The following is a 19,487-nucleotide window of genomic DNA, read 5'->3' as shown; positions in this document are numbered from 1 at the left end:
GTCGCTGCGGCTGTCGCCGTCAGCGCTGCCGCCAGTATAGGCCGCGCAGCCGACGTGCCGCAGCGAATACCGGTTTCTACATCATCTGCATCACTGGATGGTGAAGCCCTGATTGACCCCGTACTCCTGAATGTCGTTCTGCCAACTGGCGAGCGCCCCTGCGAGCGAAACCTTCGGCCCCGGATCGTCCGGCACAGTCACGGGATTGCCGTCGTCGTCGGTCATGCCCGCCTCGAAACGCTTTTTGGCGACGATCCGCCGCTGGTTGGCGGACTCCCACTTGTAGGCCTTGCCCATGGTCGCGCGGAAATCGCTGCGCGCATACACTTCGAACGGCAGATACTGGTATCCGGAGGACACGTTCTCCGCCGCCTGCGCGAGCACCTTATTGAACTGTTGGCCGCCGAAATACGGGATCTGGATGCCGCGCGAGTCGCGGATGGTCGTCTTTTCAAGGAAAGTCTTGGATTCCAATGTGGAAGTATCTGCGGGGAACGCTCCTCCGTCAACGCGTGTGGCAATACCTTCGGCATCATGGCACACATATTCGATGAAGCGGTATGCGGCTTCGGGTTTGCGCGTCGTGTTGAGCATCGTCAACGCGGACCCGCCAATTTCAGCGTTGGCTGTGCTACCGTGAACGGTCGGGATAGTGCCGACCCGCCATTGTCCTGCAGCTCCGGGCACATCGGACAACAGCATGGAGGGCATCCACGCGCCCGACAGCACCGAGGCGACGGTTCCGTTGCCCAGTGCGTTCTTCCACCCTGTGGACCATGTGGTCAGACGGGTATTGATCAGCCCTTCATCCATCATTTTCTGCCAGTATTCGATGAAGGTTTTCGTGCCCGTGTCATCTTTGAGGTTCACCGTGACGGTTTTGCCGTCGGAGGAGGTCCGGTACGGTCTGCCGCCGGCAAGCCAGATCATCGCGTTGAAGAAGCTTGCGTCCCCGGCGTCCGCGGCGATATACACCCCGATTTTCTTGAGTTTCTTGGCCGCCCGGTAATAATCCTTCCACGTGTGGATGGTTGTCGGGTCAACCCCGGCCTGTCTGAACACGCTATCGTTGTAGAAGAACGCCATCGGGCCCGAATCCATGGGCAGGCCATAGATACGGCCGCCAAGCTGCACCGAGGACCATGTGCCGGTCGTGTAGAAGTTCGCGTAGCCTTGCGCGCGGTCGGTCAAATCACGCAATTGGCCACTGACCGCATACTGTGGCAGCGCAAAATATTCAATCTGCGCGACATCCGGCAGCCCGTACCCGTCCTGGATCGCCGTATTGAGGTTCTCGTAGCCGCTCGTGTTCTTCACGATGACATGAACGTCAGGGTTCGCGGCCTCGAAGGACTGGGCGAGCTTGTCCATGCTCGGCTCCCATGACCATACGGTGATGACGGTGCGCGTGTCCTGCACCGCGCATGCGGCGACCGTGAGCAGCATGCATACGGACATGACGGCGGACAACGCCTTCGCGATAAGGTGCCGTCCGTGGGATGGTCGTGTCATGCTGCTCCTTGATTTTCCGTATATGTTCGCTGGTGCCCGCCGTCAACCCATGCTGACGATGACGCCGTTCGGGGCGATGGTCGCCGTTCCGTCGCCATGGTCTTCGGCGAGAGATGCGACGATGGTACGCCCTTCGATATCCACTGCGACCGGATGGTGCGTACGGTTGAACTGGAACGTGAACCGCGGCGCCTCATGTTCGCCGTCGCCGCGCCCCTCACGCACCACGCGCAGAATGTCGCCGGAACCTTGCCATGCCGGTACGCTCACGTCCATGGCCTCGAACATGGACGGCAGGCTTGCGGCAAGCCCGTCAGCGCCCAATCGGCAACCGACGTAGGCGGCACGCCCCTCACCATATGTGTTGACCGTGATGGCGGGGACACCGTTCATACCGGTCCACGAATCGGCTTGGTAGGTGGCAAGTATACGCGCGGAATCCGCGGTCGAGGTGATGACTTCCGCGATGTCGTGTGCCACGGTGCCATTGCTCAGGTCGAGGTGATCAAGCACGCCATCGTCATCACCCATCGGGGCGAATTCCTCGGAACGCACGCCGACAACATCGCGGATGGCCCCCGGATAGCCGCCAAGCCACACGTGGTCGCGTTCGTCGCTGATACCAGTGTAGTAGGTGGCGAACAGCTTGCCGCCTGCCGCGACATAATCACGCACGCGCCGCGCATCATTTTCGCCCAGCAGGTACACGCTCGGCAGAACGACCATCTCGTAGCGATCCCAATCGCCCGCCAGCGGCACCACATCGGCGGTCAGCCCCTGATCAGCCAACGCGGTGAACCAGTCGAGCGGTTCCGTCCAATGCCGTACCTGCTGGGTGGGTGTCGCCGTATGCTCGGTGGCCCATTCACTCGCGTAATCGTAGACGACGGCAATCCGTGCCTGGCTCAGTGTGGTGCCGGGCAATCCCGCCTGCGAGAGCGTGTCCAGGTCATTGCCGAGCGCGCAGACGTCACGATAGACCTGGCTGTTCCGTCCCGCGTGAGGCACCATGCCGCTGTGGAATTTCTCAGCTCCCGCTTGGGATTGACGCCACTGGAAGAAGCAGATGGCGTCCGCGCCCATGGCCAGATGCGCCATCGCGTCACGTTCCAACTGCCCGGGTTCCTTGCGGTAATTGATGCCACGCCAGTTGACGGCGCTGGTGGAATGTTCCATGAGGAACCAAGGCTGTTTGCGGCTGATGCCGTCAACCAGCGAGGACGAGTAGGCCAGCTCGTCAAGATGCCGGCTTCCGGCGGTGAAATAGTGGTCGTTGGACACGAAATCGACTTCATGGCCCCAATCGTCATAATCGAGTGCGTTGCCGGGCGCGCTGACCATGAAGTTTGTGGTCAAGGGGATATTCGGGGTAATTTCGGCGAGCGCGTCACGCTCCGCCTTGAAGAACTCCTTGAGCGCATCGGAGCAGAACCGCTTGAAATCAAGCAGTTTGCCCGGGTTCATGAAATTGCCTTCCCCGATGTACCGCGGCGGGATGATCTGGGAGAAATCGGTCATGCGCTGAGACCAGAAGTAGGTGCCCCACGCGTCGTTGACCGCTTCGATATCCCCATAGCGCTCCTTGCACCAGCGCTGGAAGGCGCGCATGGCGTCATCCGAATAGTCGAAACGGTTGTGGCACCCGTATTCATTGCTCACATGCCAAGCCACGACGGCCGGGTTGTCCCGGTAATGCTGTGCCATGGCACGGCACAGCCGCAAGGCGTACTCGCGGAAAATCGGGCTGGTGGGACGCCAATGCTGTCTGGCTCCCGGCCAGCAGGCGTCGCCGCGCTCGTCCTTCCACAGCACTTCCGGGTGCTTCTGCGTCAGCCACAGCGGCGGGCTGGCGGTCGCGGATGCAAGGTCGACGGCGATGCCGGCATGGTACAGCTTGTCGATGATCCGGTCGAGCCACCCGAAATCGTAGACGTCTTCCTCGGGTTCTATCGCACTCCATGCGAAAATACCAAGGGACACGATATTGACCCCGGCCTGGTTCATGAGTTCGATATCCTCATCCCAGACGGATTCCGGCCATTGTTCGGGATTGTAGTCTCCGCCGTACCAGATACGCCGGGCCGCATTGTCCAGCGGTCTTGGCCAACGGTGTGTTCTACGTGCTGTCATGGCGCTCCAACTGTATATGTTCGGTTACCGATGTTTACCATACCATCGACGGTTGTGTTTTTCCTGACGGCGCTTCCCCGGCGCCGTCCGGATGCGCTCGACACCGGCACAGGCACAGTTCAGCGGGCGTATCGCACCACCGACCCGCGTTCAATCAGCTCGCCGGGAATCACGGTTTTCACGTTCACTGGCACGTTCTCACCTTCGCACTGCTTGCGGATCATGGTGAACGCCTCATGCCCGATGGTGTCGAAGCGCATGCGCATGGTCGTCAGGTCGAGTTGGGGGACGATACCTCTGAGCGAATCATCCACACCGACGATGCTGACATCCTCGGGCACGCGACGGCCGCCATCCTTCAAACCCAGGATCGCGCCATACGCCATCTGGTCGTTCGCCGCGTACACGGCTGTGCATTCGGGGTCATGGGCCAGCTCGAATCCGGCACGATACCCGCTGTCCGCCCCCCAGTCACCAATCAGGGCTTGCGGTACGGCGATGCCATGGCGATTAAGTTGGTCGCTCCACCCTTGCAGTCTGCTGCGCGCCGCACGCGACTGCATCGGCCCGGCGATATGATGCACGGTGCTGTGCCCTTGTTCCAACAGATAATCGACAATGCTCGTGGAGCACCCGTACTGGTCGGCGTCAACGGTCGGGCAATGTGCGGCAGCCCCTTCGCATACGAGGACGACCGGCATCTCCTTCGGCGGGACGAACGTGTCGAAATCCGGCACGTCCTGCTGCAACACGATGATGATCCCGTCAACCGGCAGTTGTGCCATACGCTCGACAGCCGCTTGGAGCGAGCGTTCCCGGCCGGCACCCATCGTGCGCACCGTGACGGCGTAGCCTTCGTCCACCGCAGCCGCGACGATGCCGTCAAGAATGCGGGAATCGCCGTAATCATACAGGCTGAACACCACGACGCCGATATCGTTGAACCGGCCGTATTTGAGCGCACGTGCGGCATAGTTGGGACGATAGCCGAGCTTGTCCATCGCTTCCTCGACGCGCACTCGGGTTTCGTCACGCACACTCTTGCTCCCGTTGGTGACGCGGGAGACCGTTTGGGGCGAAACGCCGGCTTCCCTTGCAACATCCTGCATAGAGACAGTCAGGTTCCGGTTCATTGTTCGCCCCTTGATAGCTGTTGATACGGTGCCAAGTATAGGCGATGCCCGTACGTCGGATACCCACTGCGTCTCACCTATGCCGAGGCGGTCAAGCGCCTGGAAAACCGGCCTTTCTTGCGGTGCTTGAACTTAACTGCTTCAGTTGCGATTAGCCGATTCGCGGCCGTACACCATCCGCCGGTGTGATATCTACAACATTCCAAGACCATTCGGCCGTATTCATCACCGTTGCAACGGAACCGACGACACGAACGCCATATCCCGTCCGCTGACCGGATCAGTGAACTCGAGCCGTCGCGCGACCAGCTGCAAGGGCGTACTGAAATCATCCGGCCCATAAGGTTTGAGCGTCGGATAGAACGGGTCGCCCATGATCGGCAGGCCGATTGAGCTCATGTGGACGCGCAGCTGGTGGGTTTTGCCGGTCACGGGGTGTAAAACGTACCGGCGGGTGCCGGCGGGCAGCGCCGTGGCGTCTGGAGTGTCGTCGGTCATGCCGCATGCGTCGGGCAGGTCTATGATCGTCCGCGCGTTCGGCTCCCCCGGTACCTCGAAGGCTTGCAGACGACCGCGGTCCTTGACGATATGCGAGCATCGCTTGAGGGGAAACACAGCCGGGGCTTGCAACCGTGTGACCGTACCGGTCCGCGGACGCGCGATCGGCGCCGCCGGGGCCAGGCATTCGTAGGTCTTGCGCACCTCATGGTTCTGGAACAACATCTGGTAGGCGCCACGACAGGCCGGGTCACGCACGAAGACCACGATGCCGGCGGTCAGCCGGTCCAGCCGGTGCGCCGGCGTGATCTGCGGTTCTCCGTAGTGCTCGCGCAGTCTGATGAGCGCGGACTGTCGATACCACATGCCGCGCGGCGTGGTCGGCACGAAATGCGGCTTGTCGATGACGATGATCCGCTCATCCTCGTACAGTACGCGGCACCGGAACGGGATTTCAGGCTCATTGGTCACCCAGCGGTGACGCCTGGCTTGCGGCGTATACCGTCTGTCTTCACCGGAGTCGGATTGCGCGTCGGAACGCCCATCAGGCAGTGAAGCCATGCTGGACGCCCCGGCGCTGCGAGTCGCCGCGGGTATGTGCGACATCACTCGACGGTCACGGATTTCGCGAGATTACGCGGCTTGTCAACGTCATAGCCCTTGAGCTGCGCCATATCCATCGCGAATAGCTGCAATGGCACCACGTCCACGAGCGGGCTGAGCAGCGTGGGACATACCGGCCGCCAGAAGACGACATCCGCGTACTGTTCGACATCCGGGTCACCCAGTTCTGCAACAGCGATGGTGTACGCGCCACGCGCCTTGACTTCCTCGATGCCGGAAATCACCTTGTTGTGCAGAATGTTGCGCCCGCGTGCCGACGGTACGATCACGACGACCGGCTCGCCCGCGTCCACCAGCGCGATCGGGCCGTGTTTGAGCTCGCCCGCGGCGAAGCCCTCGGTGAAGGTGTAGGCGATTTCCTTGAGTTTCAGCGCGCCTTCCAGCGCGACCGGGTAGCCCACATGACGGCCGAGGAACAGGAAGGAATGCGCGTTAACCATCTGCTTGGCGGCCTGCTCGACATTGCCCGCCTGGTTGTCCAGCACCCACTGGATTTTTTCGGGCATGCCCTTGAGCTGTTCCAGGATGTGCCTGATCTCGTCGCGGTACATCGTGCCCTTCACCTGCGCCAGATACAAGCCCAGCAGATAGGCGGCGACGATCTGCGCGACGAAGGCCTTGGTGGAGGCGACCGCAATCTCCGGGCCCGCGTGCGTGTAGAGCACGGCGTCGGATTCGCGTGGGATGCTCGCGCCTTGCGTGTTGCAAATCGCCAGCACGCGCGACCCCTGTTCACGGGCGTGGCGCAAGGCCATCAGCGTGTCCATGGTCTCGCCGGACTGCGAAATCGCGACGACCAGCGTGCGCGGGGTCAGAATCGGGTCGCGGTAACGGAATTCATGCGCGAGCTCGACTTCGACCGGAATGCGCACCCAATGCTCGATCGCGTACTTGGCGACCATGCCCGCGTAGCTTGCCGTGCCGCATGCCACGACGATGATTTTGTCAATCTGGCGGAACACGTCCAGCCCGATATGCACTTCGTCGAGCACGATATCGCCCTGCTCGTCGAAGCGGCCGAGCAGCGTATTGGCCACCGCTTCGGGATCCTCATGGATCTCCTTGTCCATGAAGGACGGCCAGCCGCCTTTTTCCGCCGCGGACGCGTCCCAATCCACGGTGAATCGCTTGGTGTCGTCCACCGGATTGCCATTGAAGTCGGTGACGGTCACGCTCGTACCGCTGATGCATACCGCCTGGTCCTGCCCGATTTCCATGGCGTTCTTCGTGTAGGCGACGAATGCGGCGACGTCGGATCCGAGGAAGTTCTCGCCCTCGCCGAGCCCGACGACCAGCGGAGAATCATGGCGCGCGCCGACGACGATATCCGGCTGACGGCAGTCGACGGCAAGGATGGTGAACGCACCCGTCAGCATACGCGCGACGCGACGGAGCGCTTTGAACAGGTCCGGCTTGCCGGTTTCCTTGATGATGATGTTGGCGACCTTGCCGAGCAGCTTCGCGGCGACTTCGGTATCGGTGCCGGAGGAGAACACGTAGCCTTCGGATTGCAGGTCCATTTTCAGCTGTGATGCGTTTTCGATGATGCCATTGTGGATGATGGCGATTTTCCCGTCCGCGCTCACATGCGGATGCGCGTTGGTGTCGCTGGGCTCGCCGTTCGTGGCCCACCGCGTATGTCCGATGCCGACCGTTGCGTCCGGAAGAGGCGAACGCTTGAGGTCGGCTTTGAGATTGTCCAGGCGACCTGCCTTCTTGCGAACGGCTACGAGATTCATGCCAGGTGCGGCAAGTGCGACGCCCGCGGAATCATATCCACGGTATTCCAGCCTGCCCAGGCCTTGCATGCATACTTCCAATGGTTTGCCACATGCGGTCATGCCGCCTGCATATCCTACGATTCCGCACATAGCACACCAGTGTATCGGACGATTGTGTCAAGCGCCGAAGGCGAAAGTCACTTTCACATAACCGGCCAATCGGCGCTCAGGCAACTTCATCACGAATTGGTTTGGCATTGATCGTACAGTTTCGCTTTCGCGGCATCATACCCTGGGGCGGATTCGTCGAAGTATTTGCCGAATACGTCCTTGTCCTTGGTTTCGTCACTGACGATCGCCTTGTAATCCTCCACGGTCATGGATTGTTCGGCGAGCCCGTTCTTCTTCAGGCATTGCAGCAACGGGACCGCAGGATCCTCGTTCTTGGGGTTGCTTTTCATGCTGTCGTGCAGAATGCTCATATTCGTGAAGTCATTGTCCTCGTCGCATTGCGCGACTACGGCATCGCCGTCGGACTGGCTCATTCCAGCGGGATACGTGGTCTGCATGCCGCCTTGCGAGTCGAAAGTGACATCAACGCCTTGCTGTTTCGCGCAATCGCTGAAATGCTCGCTGAGTTCGTTGAACTCTTCGTCGGTGATTTTGCTGTCCTTCAGTATCTTCTTGGTCAGGGACTGGTATGCATCATCGTAGGTGCGTCTGATTTGTTGCGCGTAGTATCCGGTGAAGACGGTGCCGTCCTTCGCTGTGGCACTGCTCGATGCACTTGTCGCTGTGCCAGCGGACGGAGCGGTGGTACGTTTTCCTCCCCCACAGCCCGAAAGCAGTGTCAGACAGCAAGCCATGGCGCACACCATGGCCGTCACTGCGGCGTGACGGTTCCCCCTAGTGTTGGTCTTTTTCATGATTTTCATTTCTCGAAGTGGTGATTCTTTCGTTTCGCAGAGTCGGAAGGCGGGCTTGTGCCGTGAGCCCCGCGACACAAGCCCGCCTTCGCGGTTATACATTATTTGGATTGATTGTTGTTATCGGGATGCTCATGGGTGTATACGTAGCGAGACAGATCGTTGATCTTGTACCCGTCGTAACGTTCCATGCATTGCTTCGCAATCTTGTTCATCCTCTTCGCATTCTCACCATGGTAAGGATGCGGCATCCTTGTGCTTTCCGTCCAATCGATGTCGACGAAATCGTTTTCGCTTTGAGCTTGGGCATTGACACAATCCATTACCTTGTCTTGAATCGCATCAAGATCCTTCTCACTGATTTTGCCATCCTCGATGAGTCTCCGGGCGAAACCAGTCTGAAGGCTGTTGTACGTGTCTGCGAATTTTCGAGCGTATGGACCTTTGAACACATGTCCATTCTCGGCCTTCGCAGTGCTTTGCGATGGGTCTGGGGTCGCATTCTGATGTCCCGAGCCGCAGGCGATGCACAAGAGGCATGCCACGATGACGCCGAAAATCAAAAACACATTTCGAATACGAGCAACGGTATGAGTCAACATCCCGGACCAATCACTAATACGCATACCAATGCCCTTGCATCATTGTCATCATTCTCATCGTTGAAACCCCTTTTCTACCTTGTGCCTCGTAGGCGACGCCTCGTTGACATCACGATTGCATTGTTTCTCGCTTCACCACACGATGCAAATCCTTGTCATTGAAATTGCTACAAACCCCTGCTCACGGTCATCGATTCTTAAAATATCTGAACAGGTCACGTTCGCGAGTGACCAGCATCGCAAGCGTGACACCGGCCAACACACCCGCAAGGGCCGCCGCTGGAACTCTGGAAAGAATACCAACAAGCGTCGGTGAGGCAATGATGATCCCCGTATCCATATGGGTAATCGCCCAGATCGTCAATGGCAGTGTCACCAGTATCGCCGAACAGCACCAGACCAACGCCTCGAGCAGCATCTGCAGCCAGAGCGCGGTCTTGGGTTCGCCACAATGCATAGCGGATGCAAGTTCGAGCCGCCTGACACGGACAACGGCGAATCCGATGAAGAACGCAATGACCAGCATCACGAGTGGAGCCAGTGCAGTCTGCCTCTCCCGGAACGCCTTGACGGCATCCAGCTGTGAGCCTTGCGTCGCATTCAATTGGCTGATCGTTGGCTGCTGCGAAGCATCCGAAGGCCATGAGGAGACCGTGGATTGCAACAACGCCTGCAGGGCATCCGGAACCGGCCAGGTCTTCACCACGCACTGGTCGAAATCGTTTGCATCAACCGGAACCTGGCTGAGCGCCACGTATTCGTAATTCGTTGACCTGCCATCATCTGGATACTGGAATACACCGGCGATTCGAACGCTACCGCCGGCATGCAATGCCAGCTGACTTCCGGCGGCAGCGTTCACAGACTGTGCCGCTTGCGAGGAGAGCCAAATGCCATCGTAATCCCGAGTACTCAACCCTACAGTGCCGGAACGGGTCGAAGAAGCAAAGACACCAAGCGCCCCGGTCGTGGCATCAAGCGAAGGAATGCCCGCTGAAGGCAGAATGGCGGAAATGACCTTATCGTTCTTCGAGCGAAGTGCACCCGAGGCAAGCACCCCGTCCACACTGGACAACCGTTCGCATGCTTCACCGCTAATCCTGCCTTTGAACTCGATGACGTACGTCGACGCGCCCGATGCGATATACCGGTCAACCTGCTGCGCTATTGACCGAATGCTGAACAGGTCGGCAGCAGACAACCCGCCGACCAACGCGGCGAGAATCAACATAAGCATGAACGCATGCGAGGTTCCGGACACGATATCCCGCCATGCTTCGTCCACGACACCACGCAGACGCATACGCCCTGTCGCAGCCGTATCCCGGTCAATGGCAGGCGCAACGGTATCTTGTTCCCGGCTCACTGGTAGTCCCTCAAATCGATGATGTCCGTGCACGCGTCGCGGGTGCGCGGATCATGTGTGGCGACCACGACAATCGCCCCTGATATCGACAACCCGTGCAAGGTTCGGTTCACGCTCGCCGCAGTCGCCAAATCAAGTTGTGCTGTCGGCTCATCCACAAGAAGCAGTCCCGCGTGGGAGGCGACCGCGCGCGCAAGCATCAGCCGCTGAGCCTCGCCACCGGACAGGTCACGGAACTGTTTGGCGGCAAGATGGTCAAGCCCGAACACGCGTAACAGTGCCAAAGCGTGCTCTTCGGCTTCGTTCCTGCGTTCCCCGCGAGAAATATAGGGCAGTGCCACATGGTCGATGACCTTCCTACGCGCTACTCCATGAGGATTCTGCAATACCCAGCACACCCGACCGCATGAGACGCGTATGACCTTGCCCTGCGCTGGCTGCTGCCAGCCTGCGACAATGGACAATAGCGTGGATTTGCCCGAGCCGGAAGGACCGACCAGCGCATAAACGCGCCGGGGATACAGCGTCATGGTGATATGCCTGAACAGCCAGTCGTCCCCGTCGAAGCTGTGCCCGACATCGTCGAGCTTGACATGGGCAGACTGCTCATCACCGGAATTGTCCTGAACTGTACTGGTTCCCGCCAATCCTGCAACCGCGGGTCGTATGGACTCGAGCCGGTCTTGCCCGCTCATCGGCACGCCTTGCCTGTGCTGGCGGGAACATCGACGGAAGTCAGGGATGCGCCGGATTGCACGCCGACCATCGATTTGCCAAGCTGGGAGGCGACCACATGGACGGCGACCGGCTTGCCGCGCGAAACCACGCATGCCGAATCCGCAGAGACATCGTACATCGCCGCCGGCGGCACCGAGACCACGTTCAGCGCTTTGGCGAGCTTCCAGCGATATGTAACGTTGATGGTGTTCGGAGCGGTGTCTTGTCCCGTGTCGCTTTGGGCCCCTCCGGTATCGGAAGCCTGCCCGGAGGCTGTCGGCTGTTGGGCGGCACGGTATTCGTTGCTCGCACCGATGGCTGAGAGCAGGGAGGCGTCAGTGCTGTCTGCTGTCTGATCGGTGATGGTGAACGTCGCACCGTTGACTTCCATGACCCGATCACCTTGCACCATCGAGGAATCATTGCGTCGGAACGTCGCACGGACCGGTTGGCTGGTAGTCGTCAGCACATCGGCTCCCTGCTCGACCTGCCCGCCATATCGGGCTTGGCACTCCTTGACAGTCACCTGCTGTTGGGGCAACCATGCGAACAACGACGTATCGATGCTCCACTGGCGCTCTTGCGTGGTTCCCTGCGTCCCGGCGGTTGTGGCAAGCGCATTGAAAGCTTTCACCGTATCCCACGTCATCACGTCCGAATCCGGAGCCGCATATCCGAGCCGTCTGAGCTCCGCATTGAGCGCCGCGATATCACCGCCCTTCATGCCACTGGTCATCGTCCGATACGGTGGTGTTCTCAGATACAGGGCGAATTGGAGTTGTCCGTCAATGGCAATGAACGCGGAGCCTGATTCGATGTTGCTTCCGGCCGCGCACTGTCTCAACTCCGTAACCACTCCCCCAACCGGAGCGGCTACGGAACCGGATTCACTGCGTTCCACCGTGACGGTGACGGAACGCTCGTCATCATATGGTTCCGATTGCACGGCAAGTGTGCCCGCGCGCGTAGTCGACTCGAACGCGGCGGGTTCGGGTTCACGGGTGAGCAGGAACCCGCCGCACACGCCGGCCGCCAGCATGACGAGCGCAAGCAGGACAGTCACGGAGACGGACACAGTGTTGCGGCCAGCGTTCCGGTTTCCACCGGTTTTCTGGTGATGCAGCCGCATTCTGTGCTCCTTCGTGCAGAATCGAAACGTTGTCATTATCGGCGCGGAGGAATCCGCAGGCAAATCCTTGTCGTGCAAATACCTACACGGTCGCGATACTGGCACTCGCGCCAAACATGGCTTTGCGGCACGATTACCCGTTTTTCGTTGACTTTCCGCCGATACAGCGCCTCATCTCCCAAGCAAATCATGATTGCGCGTCTCACATATTGGCGCTGTTTTTGGAATATCCTGCGGAACGGTTTCCGTGAAACCCATTGTTGACGCCAATCCGGCGGCACCGACACAGAGCTATGCTGGTGTATGAATACCGTATTCGAACAAGCACGGAGCCAGGCACCACCATGAGCCAACAGCAGACACCATCCGCGACCGGCAGCGACCAGACGACGGGCACCGTGCAGGTCGTGCTCGTCGACAACGACATCCTGGCGCTGAAGATGCTGCGCGAGATCATGTCCGCGTGGCCGCGCGTCGCCATCACCTGGACCGAATATAACGGCTCGGACGCCTTCGACCACTACCGACAATGCGAATCCGGCATCCGCGATCTGCCGGACCTGTTCATCACCGACATCTCGATGCGCGGCCTGTCGGGCGTCGATATGAGCCGAGCCATCCGCTACACCAACGGCACGATGCCGATACTCGGCATCACTTCATACGAGCCGACCCAGTTCTACCATGATGCCGCCGACGCCGGCATGCAGGCGGTTATCGGCAAGAACGAGCTGTCGGCCCTCAAAAGCATCATCATGGAGGTCGCGGACACCGGCGCTCTCGCCGTCCGACCGCCCTTCGAGGCACCGGGGCGGGCGCATCTGCGCATCCGGCAGGAAGGCCTGCCGTACATCCTCTCGCTGAGTCAGCAGGAAAAGCAGGTGCTCACCATGTGTTCGCACGGATATAGCAACGCCGATATCGCGCAGGTGCTCGACGTTAGCCCGTCGACCATCAACACCTACATCACACGCGCGTCGCGCAAGATGGGCGTGGCCAGCAAACGGGAGGCGGTGGCGTTATGGACGAAAACCATCGGACTGTAATCAGCAACACCATCACAACCGTCATTCCGCAACGATTGCGCCACCATAAACTGCACGTCGCCCTTTGCTTGGTGACCACGATACTCATGATTGCAGTGCTGGCGTTCTTCCCTGCGAAGACCCCGGTGCAATGGGTGGCTTGTATCATCGCCTGCTGCTGCCCGCTGGGCATCGCCTTCGCACCGGTACCGATGTCCATCGTCTCATTCGCCGTGGTACTACTGCTGATGTTCACTCCCGGAATATCACTCTCGGATGCCGGTTCGATCATTCATATGCTTACGCCGCTGGCCATAGGTACGCTCGCGTATTCGACACCCACCCGATGGTCAATCTGGAGTCTTGTCGCTTCGATCGTCACCTTGCTGCTGGCTTTCGACCCCCGCGAAGCGCTCTCGCAGGGGGACGCGCTCTCCTTCTTCGTGCTGCTCGCCTTGTACATCGTCACGTATGTGATGTGCGCGTCCATCCGCACCATCGCCATCGACGATCGGCAACGGCACCGCGACGCCGAGCTGGAGCTGTTGCAAACACAGCAGGCACATCAGCGGGAAGTCACCAGATTCGCGCAAATGACCCATGACGCGGTCACGGCAAGCCTGTCGAGTATATTCCTGCTCGCGCAACAGCATATTGACACGTTGGACACGGCCGGCAAGACGGCGGATGCGTCAGACGAGGATTGGCGGACCGTCCGGCAGCTCAGCGAGAGCGCCCTTGCCAGTATCCGCTCGGTCATCAGGACCATGAACGCCTCGGACGAACGCCCTGAGGATCATCTGGATGGCGCTTTACACAACCTTCCGCTACCGCAGCGCATCGGCATCGCGATCGAGCAGGGGCAGCATCTGCTGGCCCCGCACCATATGCATGTCGATGTGCATACGTCAGGGCAGATATCATCTCCCGCCTGCACACGGTCAGGCGACGAGGCGGTGACCCTCATCGGGGAGATCTTCACGAATCTGCTGCGGCACGCGTCCCCTGACAGCGCGCCCATGCTCACCATCAGCTACGATGACGACAACATGTCACTCATGCAGACGAACGCGCTGACACCAAAGTGCACACGTGGTAGCGGCACAGACCAGCAGTCGCCAAAAGTTGCCCAGGCTTCGGCCAGCCATGACGGCGCTCTGCCACAATCCCAAAGTGGATTGGTGCTCCACCGCGGCATCATCGAATCGCTGGGCGGCGAGCTGCGATTCAACAGCGAGGACGAGACGTGGACGCTCTACGCGCGCATCCCGTTGCACCCGCAAGACCACGGTTACGTGAATGCTCAATCGCCGCTGCAACACGCCAACTGAGTACTCACGTTTCGTTCCATGAACCCGTTTTGTTCAGCAAGTTTCCGAGCATACGACGCTCAGCGCCCGCAGCCCCGCCCCTTGTGCTAGCTGACTTGCGTCAGACCATGCACCATGGAAACCACTTGGGGCATTCGCCCAACAAGACGCCAACGCTCACGGAAACCGACGACAAAAACGCATCATCGCACCGGCTATCAGTGATTCTTGTAGACAGACCGCAAACGCCAACGATAATCGCAAGGTACATCGCCAATGCGGCACAACCACCATGACGCCATGCATCATTGCAATAAATCATTCGCATACCGTTTTCCTTCGCGACAACCCGTGTCACAGCACGTGCTGCAGGAAATCCTTGAAACGCGGCTCGCTCGGATGGTCGATGATCTCGGGACCGCCATGCTCAACCACCACACCGCCATCCATGAACACCACCTGGTCGGCGACCTCACGGGCGAACCCGATCTCATGAGTGACCACGATCATGGTCATGCCCTCGTCGGCAAGCTGACGCATGACGCTCAGCACCTCGCCTACCAATTCGGGGTCAAGCGCGGATGTCGGCTCGTCGAACAGCATGATCTCGGGCTTCATCGCGAGCGCTCGTGCGATGGCGACACGCTGCTGCTGGCCGCCGGACAACTGAGACGGGTAATAGTCAAGCCGCTGCCCAAGCCCCACACGCTGCAATTCGGCAACCGCTAGCTCACGCGCTTCACTCTTGCCCATATGCTTCACATGGACGGGCGCTTCCATGACATTCTCCAGCGCCGTCATATGCGGGAACAGGTTGAACCGCTGGAAGACCATACCCAGTTTGGATCGCTGTGCCGCAATCTCCTTATCGTTCAGGGTCTGGAGCACTTCCTGGCCCTTATGTTCGACTTTCTTGAAGCCAATCATCTCGCCGTCCACGCGGATTTCGCCGCCGGTCAAGGTCTCCAGCTGGTTAATCAGCCGCAGGAAGGTCGACTTGCCCGAGCCGGACGGACCGAGAATCACCGTCACAGTGCCCGGCATGACGGTCATGTCGATGCCTTTGAGCACGTGGAGGTGTCCAAAAGCCTTGTGCACACCGATCGCCTCGACCGCCGGCGTGGTGTGTTGCGTCGCCGACTCGTCGTGTTGCTGCGAAGAGGTCTGCTGCGGAAACGCGGTATCGGTTGCTGTCTGGTCACTCATGTCTGTTTCCTCCCTCACGCTCACGCGTTGAGCCCGATCATCTTCACATTGTTGCCGCGGGCGATGCGGTCTTTCTTCGTCTCACTGACGGCGACCGGGCCGTCCAGCTGCTGATCGCCATTATCTTCGGCCACGATGGATCGGGCTTCGAAGCCCTTGCCGAAATGCTTTTCGAGACGGGACTGGATGACCATGAGGATGGAAGTAATCAGCAGGTACCAGATGCAGGCGACCAGAAGCAACGGAATCGGCTTGTAGATGCGGTTCGCAATGGCGTTGGTGGCGAACTGGAGTTCCAGCGTGAACGGCACGGCGAGTACCAACGACGTGGTCTTGAGCATGCCGATGGTCTCATTGCCGGTCGGCGGGATGATGATGCGCATAGCTTGCGGCAGGATGATGCGCCGCATAATCAACGAGCGTTTCATGCCGAGCGCCTTCGCCGCTTCGGTTTGCCCCGGGTCCACGGCTTCAAGACCGGCACGTACGATTTCGGACAAGTAGGCCGCCTCGTTGAGCGCGAGTCCAATCCACGCCGCGTTGAACGCGGTGATGATCGTGGACGAGTCGATGCTCCAGAAGGTCACCGACGTGAACGGGATGCCGAGCGACAGCTTGGGCACCAGCACGGAGAACAGGCCCCAGAACACGAGCTGCGTGTACACAGGTGTGCCGCGGAAGAACCAGATGAAGAACCAGCTGACCCCGCGCAGCACCGGGTTGATGGACTTGCGCATAATCGCCAGAATCACCGACAGGATGATTGCGACGACCATGGAAATCACCGTGAGCAGCAGGGTATAACCGATGCCTTCGAGCACGTTCTCGTTGAACAAATACTTCCAGACGATATTCCACTCGAACCGCGGGTTGGTGACCAGCCCCTGCACGAGCATCGCCGCAAGCAGCGCCACAATCACAGCGGCGACCACTGGGCCGGTACGCTTCACGGGCAACGCGTGGATGCGGTCGGGTATGTCCAGACCTTCGCCGTCGACTTGTTTCTTCGCCATGGTTTGCGCCATCTCCTGTTGTCAGTTCGTTGCCCAGTTCACACCATCAGCGTGAACACCTTGTGAACTTTATTGTCGCCACGCCCTGCGACACAGTCAAGATAATGTCCGTATCCCAATATCACAAATCAGTGCCGCGCGCCACATGGTCAGGCTGTTGCATCAGTCACGATTGATTCCCCAACGATGATTCCCCAACGAGTGTGCCCGTCGGCTATGCGGCTTACGTCGCATGACCGACGGGCGTATCAGCATGTCTCTTCCGCCGATGTCAACTGACACCAACTGACGCCCACTGATACCAGCTGGTCAGCTCAGATCGGTCGGGTTGATCTCCGCCTTGTCCAAAGCGCCGGACTGCACGCCCCAGTGCTTCAAGATCTTCATGTATGTGCCGTCGTCCATAAGCTTCTGCACGGCCTTCTGCACGGCCTTGGTGGTCTGGTCGTCGTTCTTCGCGATGGCGATGCCCTGCTTGACCGAGCCCTCGTCCTTGCCGAGCGCCTGAAGCTGGCCGTCGGTCTGGGAAATCGCATAACCCGCGACCGGGGAATCCGCATAGAAGACATCAGCCTTGCCGGTCACCACATTGGTTGCCGCATCGGTCTGCAGCTTGCTGGAGAGCACTTCGAGGGGCTTCTTGCCGTCGGTCTTGCACTGCTTGGCCGCCTTGTTGGCGTCCTCCTCCTCGACTGTACCGGTCTGCACGGCGATCTTCTTGCTGCACAGGTCAGAGGTATCAACCTTCTGCGGGTTGCCCTTCTTGACCACCCATGTGGCGCCAGCCTTGTAGTAGCTGACGAAGTTGACCGCGTCCATACGCTCCTTGGTGATGGTCAGCGAGGTGATGCCAAGATCGTACTTGCTACCCACCGACGGAACGATCGAATCGAAGGAGGCGGAGACAATCTGAGTGTCCAGGCCGAACACCTTGCCCAGCGCGTTGGACAGGTCGACGTCGTAGCCGACCGGAGTCTTGCCGTCTTCCTTAAGGAATTCAGCCGGAGCATACGTGAGCTCCATGCCGACGGTGAGCTTGCCGTCCTTGGTCACCGAATCAGGCAGCATGGCGGCGATGGATGCGTCCTTCTTGATGCCGGAGACATCGTAACCGGCCGTGGACGAACTCGACGAAGAACCGGAGCCGGACGTCGCTTCATCCTTCGTGCCGCATGCGGCGGCACCGAGCAACATGGCGGCGCTCAGCGTGCAGGCGAGCGCGGTCTTGAAAGCCTTGAATGACATATGTTCCTCTCTTCATGCATGCGGTCAGGCTGTCTGCCATTCCAACATGCATATCTATGCATTGATTCGCATAATATACTATGCCGCAGACTGCGGCACGAAAAAGACACGCCGGTCGTGTCGGGACGCAACAGGCGTCATCCGCGACACGACCGGCATACCATGGATACTCTGCGGGCGCGTAGGCAACACGCACGGACGAGACGCGCAGCTCAGTCCTCGACCTTGGGGTTGATCTCCGCCTTGGTCACGGCACCGCCCTCGGCACCCCAATGCTTGAGGATCTTCCTGTACGTGCCGTCATCCATGAGCTTCTGCAGGGCCTTCTGCACCGCCTCGTCGGTGGCGGAATCACCCTTCTTGATGGCTGCGCCCTCCGGGGCGACACCCTCATCTTCACCGAGCGTGGCAAGCTGGTCGCCGGTCTGCGAGATCGCATAGCCGGCAACCGGGGTATCCGCATAGAACGCGACCGCCTTGCCGGTCACCACATTCGTCGTCACATCGGTCTGCAACTTGCTCGAAAGCACGTCCACCGGCTGCTTGCCATTCGCCTTGCACTGCTTGGAAATCTCGGCGACCGACTCCTCCTGCGTGGTACCGGTCTGCACGGCAATCTTCTTGCCGCACAGGTCCGAAGTATCCACCTTCTCAGGGTTACCCTTCTTGGTCACCCACGTGGAACCCGCCTTGTAGAACGTTACGAAATCAACGGAATCAAGACGCTCATTCGTCACCGTGAACGACGACACGCCGATATCGTACTTGCTGCCGACCGACGGAATGATCGAATCGAAATTCGCGGTCACCGGGTCCGCCTTCAAACCGAAGATATTCGCTATCGCTTTGACGATGTCAACGTCATATCCGACCGGAGTCTTGCCGTCCTCCGCGAGGAACTCGGCCGGCGCGTATGACGTATCCATGCCGACGGTGAGCTTGCCGTCCTTGGTCACCGAATCAGGCAGCAACGCCGCAATCGAGGCATCCTTCTTCACACCGGAGACATCGTAACCGGCCGTGGACGAACTCGACGAAGAACCGGAACCGGACTTCGTATCCGACGCATCGCTCGTACCGCATGCAGCAGCGCCGGCGAGCATGGCAACACAGCAGGCGGCGGCAGCGAAACGTTTCAGCATGCTTGCGGTTTGGCTTCCAGCGTGGCGAAAATAAGACATGGTTGACATGACTGACATGGCTGAACCCTCTCTCTGTTCCGGACGCGAGAGCCTAGCGGCCGCGCCCGTCGGCGTGGGCACCCGGGCGGATGCCCCGTCCTCGCCGATAGCCGCAGAATAAGCCCGCCATGCTACGGCGACGTTACACT

At 59.7% G+C, this 19,487-nt stretch carries 16 protein-coding genes; 2 read left to right on the top strand and 14 right to left on the bottom strand.

The features are described from left to right. Positions 1-90: 90 nt before the first annotated feature. From ACTQYB_RS03335 to ACTQYB_RS03290, 10 genes are all read right to left on the bottom strand, one after another. Positions 91-1,512, bottom strand: a complete 1,422-nt coding sequence (locus ACTQYB_RS03335; protein ID WP_412170590.1) for an ABC transporter substrate-binding protein — start codon at positions 1,510-1,512, stop codon at positions 91-93. 42 nt (positions 1,513-1,554) lie between these two features. Continuing rightward, on the bottom strand, positions 1,555-3,642 hold the full coding sequence (locus tag ACTQYB_RS03330) for a beta-galactosidase (protein ID WP_441481871.1): 2,088 nt from the start codon (positions 3,640-3,642) through the stop codon (positions 1,555-1,557). A 119-nt stretch (positions 3,643-3,761) separates the two neighbouring features. Further along, positions 3,762-4,775, bottom strand: coding sequence for a LacI family DNA-binding transcriptional regulator (locus ACTQYB_RS03325; protein WP_441481870.1), 1,014 nt, complete (start codon positions 4,773-4,775; stop codon positions 3,762-3,764). Positions 4,776-5,000: 225 nt separating this feature from the next. After that, the gene (locus ACTQYB_RS03320) at positions 5,001-5,744 is read right to left on the bottom strand and encodes a pseudouridine synthase (RefSeq protein WP_441481918.1); all 744 of its coding nucleotides are present in this window, start codon (positions 5,742-5,744) and stop codon (positions 5,001-5,003) included. Between the two features lie 134 nt (positions 5,745-5,878). Then, complete coding sequence (glmS, locus tag ACTQYB_RS03315; RefSeq protein ID WP_026502261.1) at positions 5,879-7,768, bottom strand: glutamine--fructose-6-phosphate transaminase (isomerizing); 1,890 nt, start codon at positions 7,766-7,768, stop codon at positions 5,879-5,881. 89 nt (positions 7,769-7,857) lie between these two features. Continuing rightward, positions 7,858-8,544 carry a hypothetical protein gene (locus tag ACTQYB_RS03310; protein WP_304325621.1) on the bottom strand — a complete coding sequence of 229 codons (687 nt, stop codon included), beginning with the start codon at positions 8,542-8,544 and terminating at the stop codon, positions 7,858-7,860. Between the two features lie 101 nt (positions 8,545-8,645). Further along, positions 8,646-8,996 (bottom strand): hypothetical protein, encoded by a 351-nt coding sequence (locus ACTQYB_RS03305; protein ID WP_441481869.1) that lies wholly within the window; start codon positions 8,994-8,996, stop codon positions 8,646-8,648. Between the two features lie 337 nt (positions 8,997-9,333). Beyond that, entirely contained in the window at positions 9,334-10,512 is a 1,179-nt protein-coding gene (locus ACTQYB_RS03300) for a hypothetical protein (protein WP_441481868.1), read from the bottom strand. Then, complete coding sequence (locus ACTQYB_RS03295) at positions 10,509-11,207, bottom strand: ATP-binding cassette domain-containing protein (RefSeq protein WP_015450781.1); 699 nt, start codon at positions 11,205-11,207, stop codon at positions 10,509-10,511. The genes ACTQYB_RS03300 and ACTQYB_RS03295 overlap by 4 nt, the downstream gene beginning before the upstream one ends. Continuing rightward, positions 11,204-12,358, bottom strand: a complete 1,155-nt coding sequence (locus ACTQYB_RS03290; protein ID WP_441481867.1) for a hypothetical protein — start codon at positions 12,356-12,358, stop codon at positions 11,204-11,206. Before ACTQYB_RS03290 ends, ACTQYB_RS03295 begins: the two co-directional genes overlap by 4 nt. Before the next feature lie 344 nt (positions 12,359-12,702). Between ACTQYB_RS03290 and ACTQYB_RS03285 the strand changes: the two genes are divergently transcribed. Both ACTQYB_RS03285 and ACTQYB_RS03280 read left to right on the top strand, forming a co-directional pair. After that, entirely contained in the window at positions 12,703-13,404 is a 702-nt protein-coding gene (locus tag ACTQYB_RS03285; protein WP_229089154.1) for a response regulator transcription factor, read from the top strand. Continuing rightward, entirely contained in the window at positions 13,380-14,714 is a 1,335-nt protein-coding gene (locus tag ACTQYB_RS03280) for a sensor histidine kinase (protein ID WP_101452373.1), read from the top strand. Before ACTQYB_RS03285 ends, ACTQYB_RS03280 begins: the two co-directional genes overlap by 25 nt. A 333-nt stretch (positions 14,715-15,047) precedes the next feature. On the opposite strand, the gene ACTQYB_RS03275 is transcribed toward ACTQYB_RS03280, so the two are convergent. From ACTQYB_RS03275 to ACTQYB_RS03260, 4 genes are all read right to left on the bottom strand, one after another. Next, on the bottom strand, positions 15,048-15,899 hold the full coding sequence (locus tag ACTQYB_RS03275; RefSeq protein WP_441481866.1) for an amino acid ABC transporter ATP-binding protein: 852 nt from the start codon (positions 15,897-15,899) through the stop codon (positions 15,048-15,050). 20 nt (positions 15,900-15,919) lie between these two features. Continuing rightward, complete coding sequence (locus tag ACTQYB_RS03270) at positions 15,920-16,912, bottom strand: amino acid ABC transporter permease (protein ID WP_015450786.1); 993 nt, start codon at positions 16,910-16,912, stop codon at positions 15,920-15,922. Positions 16,913-17,221: 309 nt separating this feature from the next. Then, entirely contained in the window at positions 17,222-18,157 is a 936-nt protein-coding gene (locus tag ACTQYB_RS03265) for an ABC transporter substrate-binding protein (RefSeq protein WP_441481865.1), read from the bottom strand. Between the two features lie 212 nt (positions 18,158-18,369). Next, the gene (locus tag ACTQYB_RS03260) at positions 18,370-19,299 is read right to left on the bottom strand and encodes an ABC transporter substrate-binding protein (RefSeq protein WP_321046273.1); all 930 of its coding nucleotides are present in this window, start codon (positions 19,297-19,299) and stop codon (positions 18,370-18,372) included. Between the last annotated feature and the right edge of the window lie 188 nt (positions 19,300-19,487).

This window comes from Bifidobacterium sp. LCP19S3_E9, from assembly GCF_052121135.1.
GTDB lineage: Bacteria > Actinomycetota > Actinomycetes > Actinomycetales > Bifidobacteriaceae > Bifidobacterium > Bifidobacterium thermacidophilum.
Note: the sequence above shows the minus strand (reverse complement) of the source record. Positions and strands in the feature narration are given on the sequence as shown.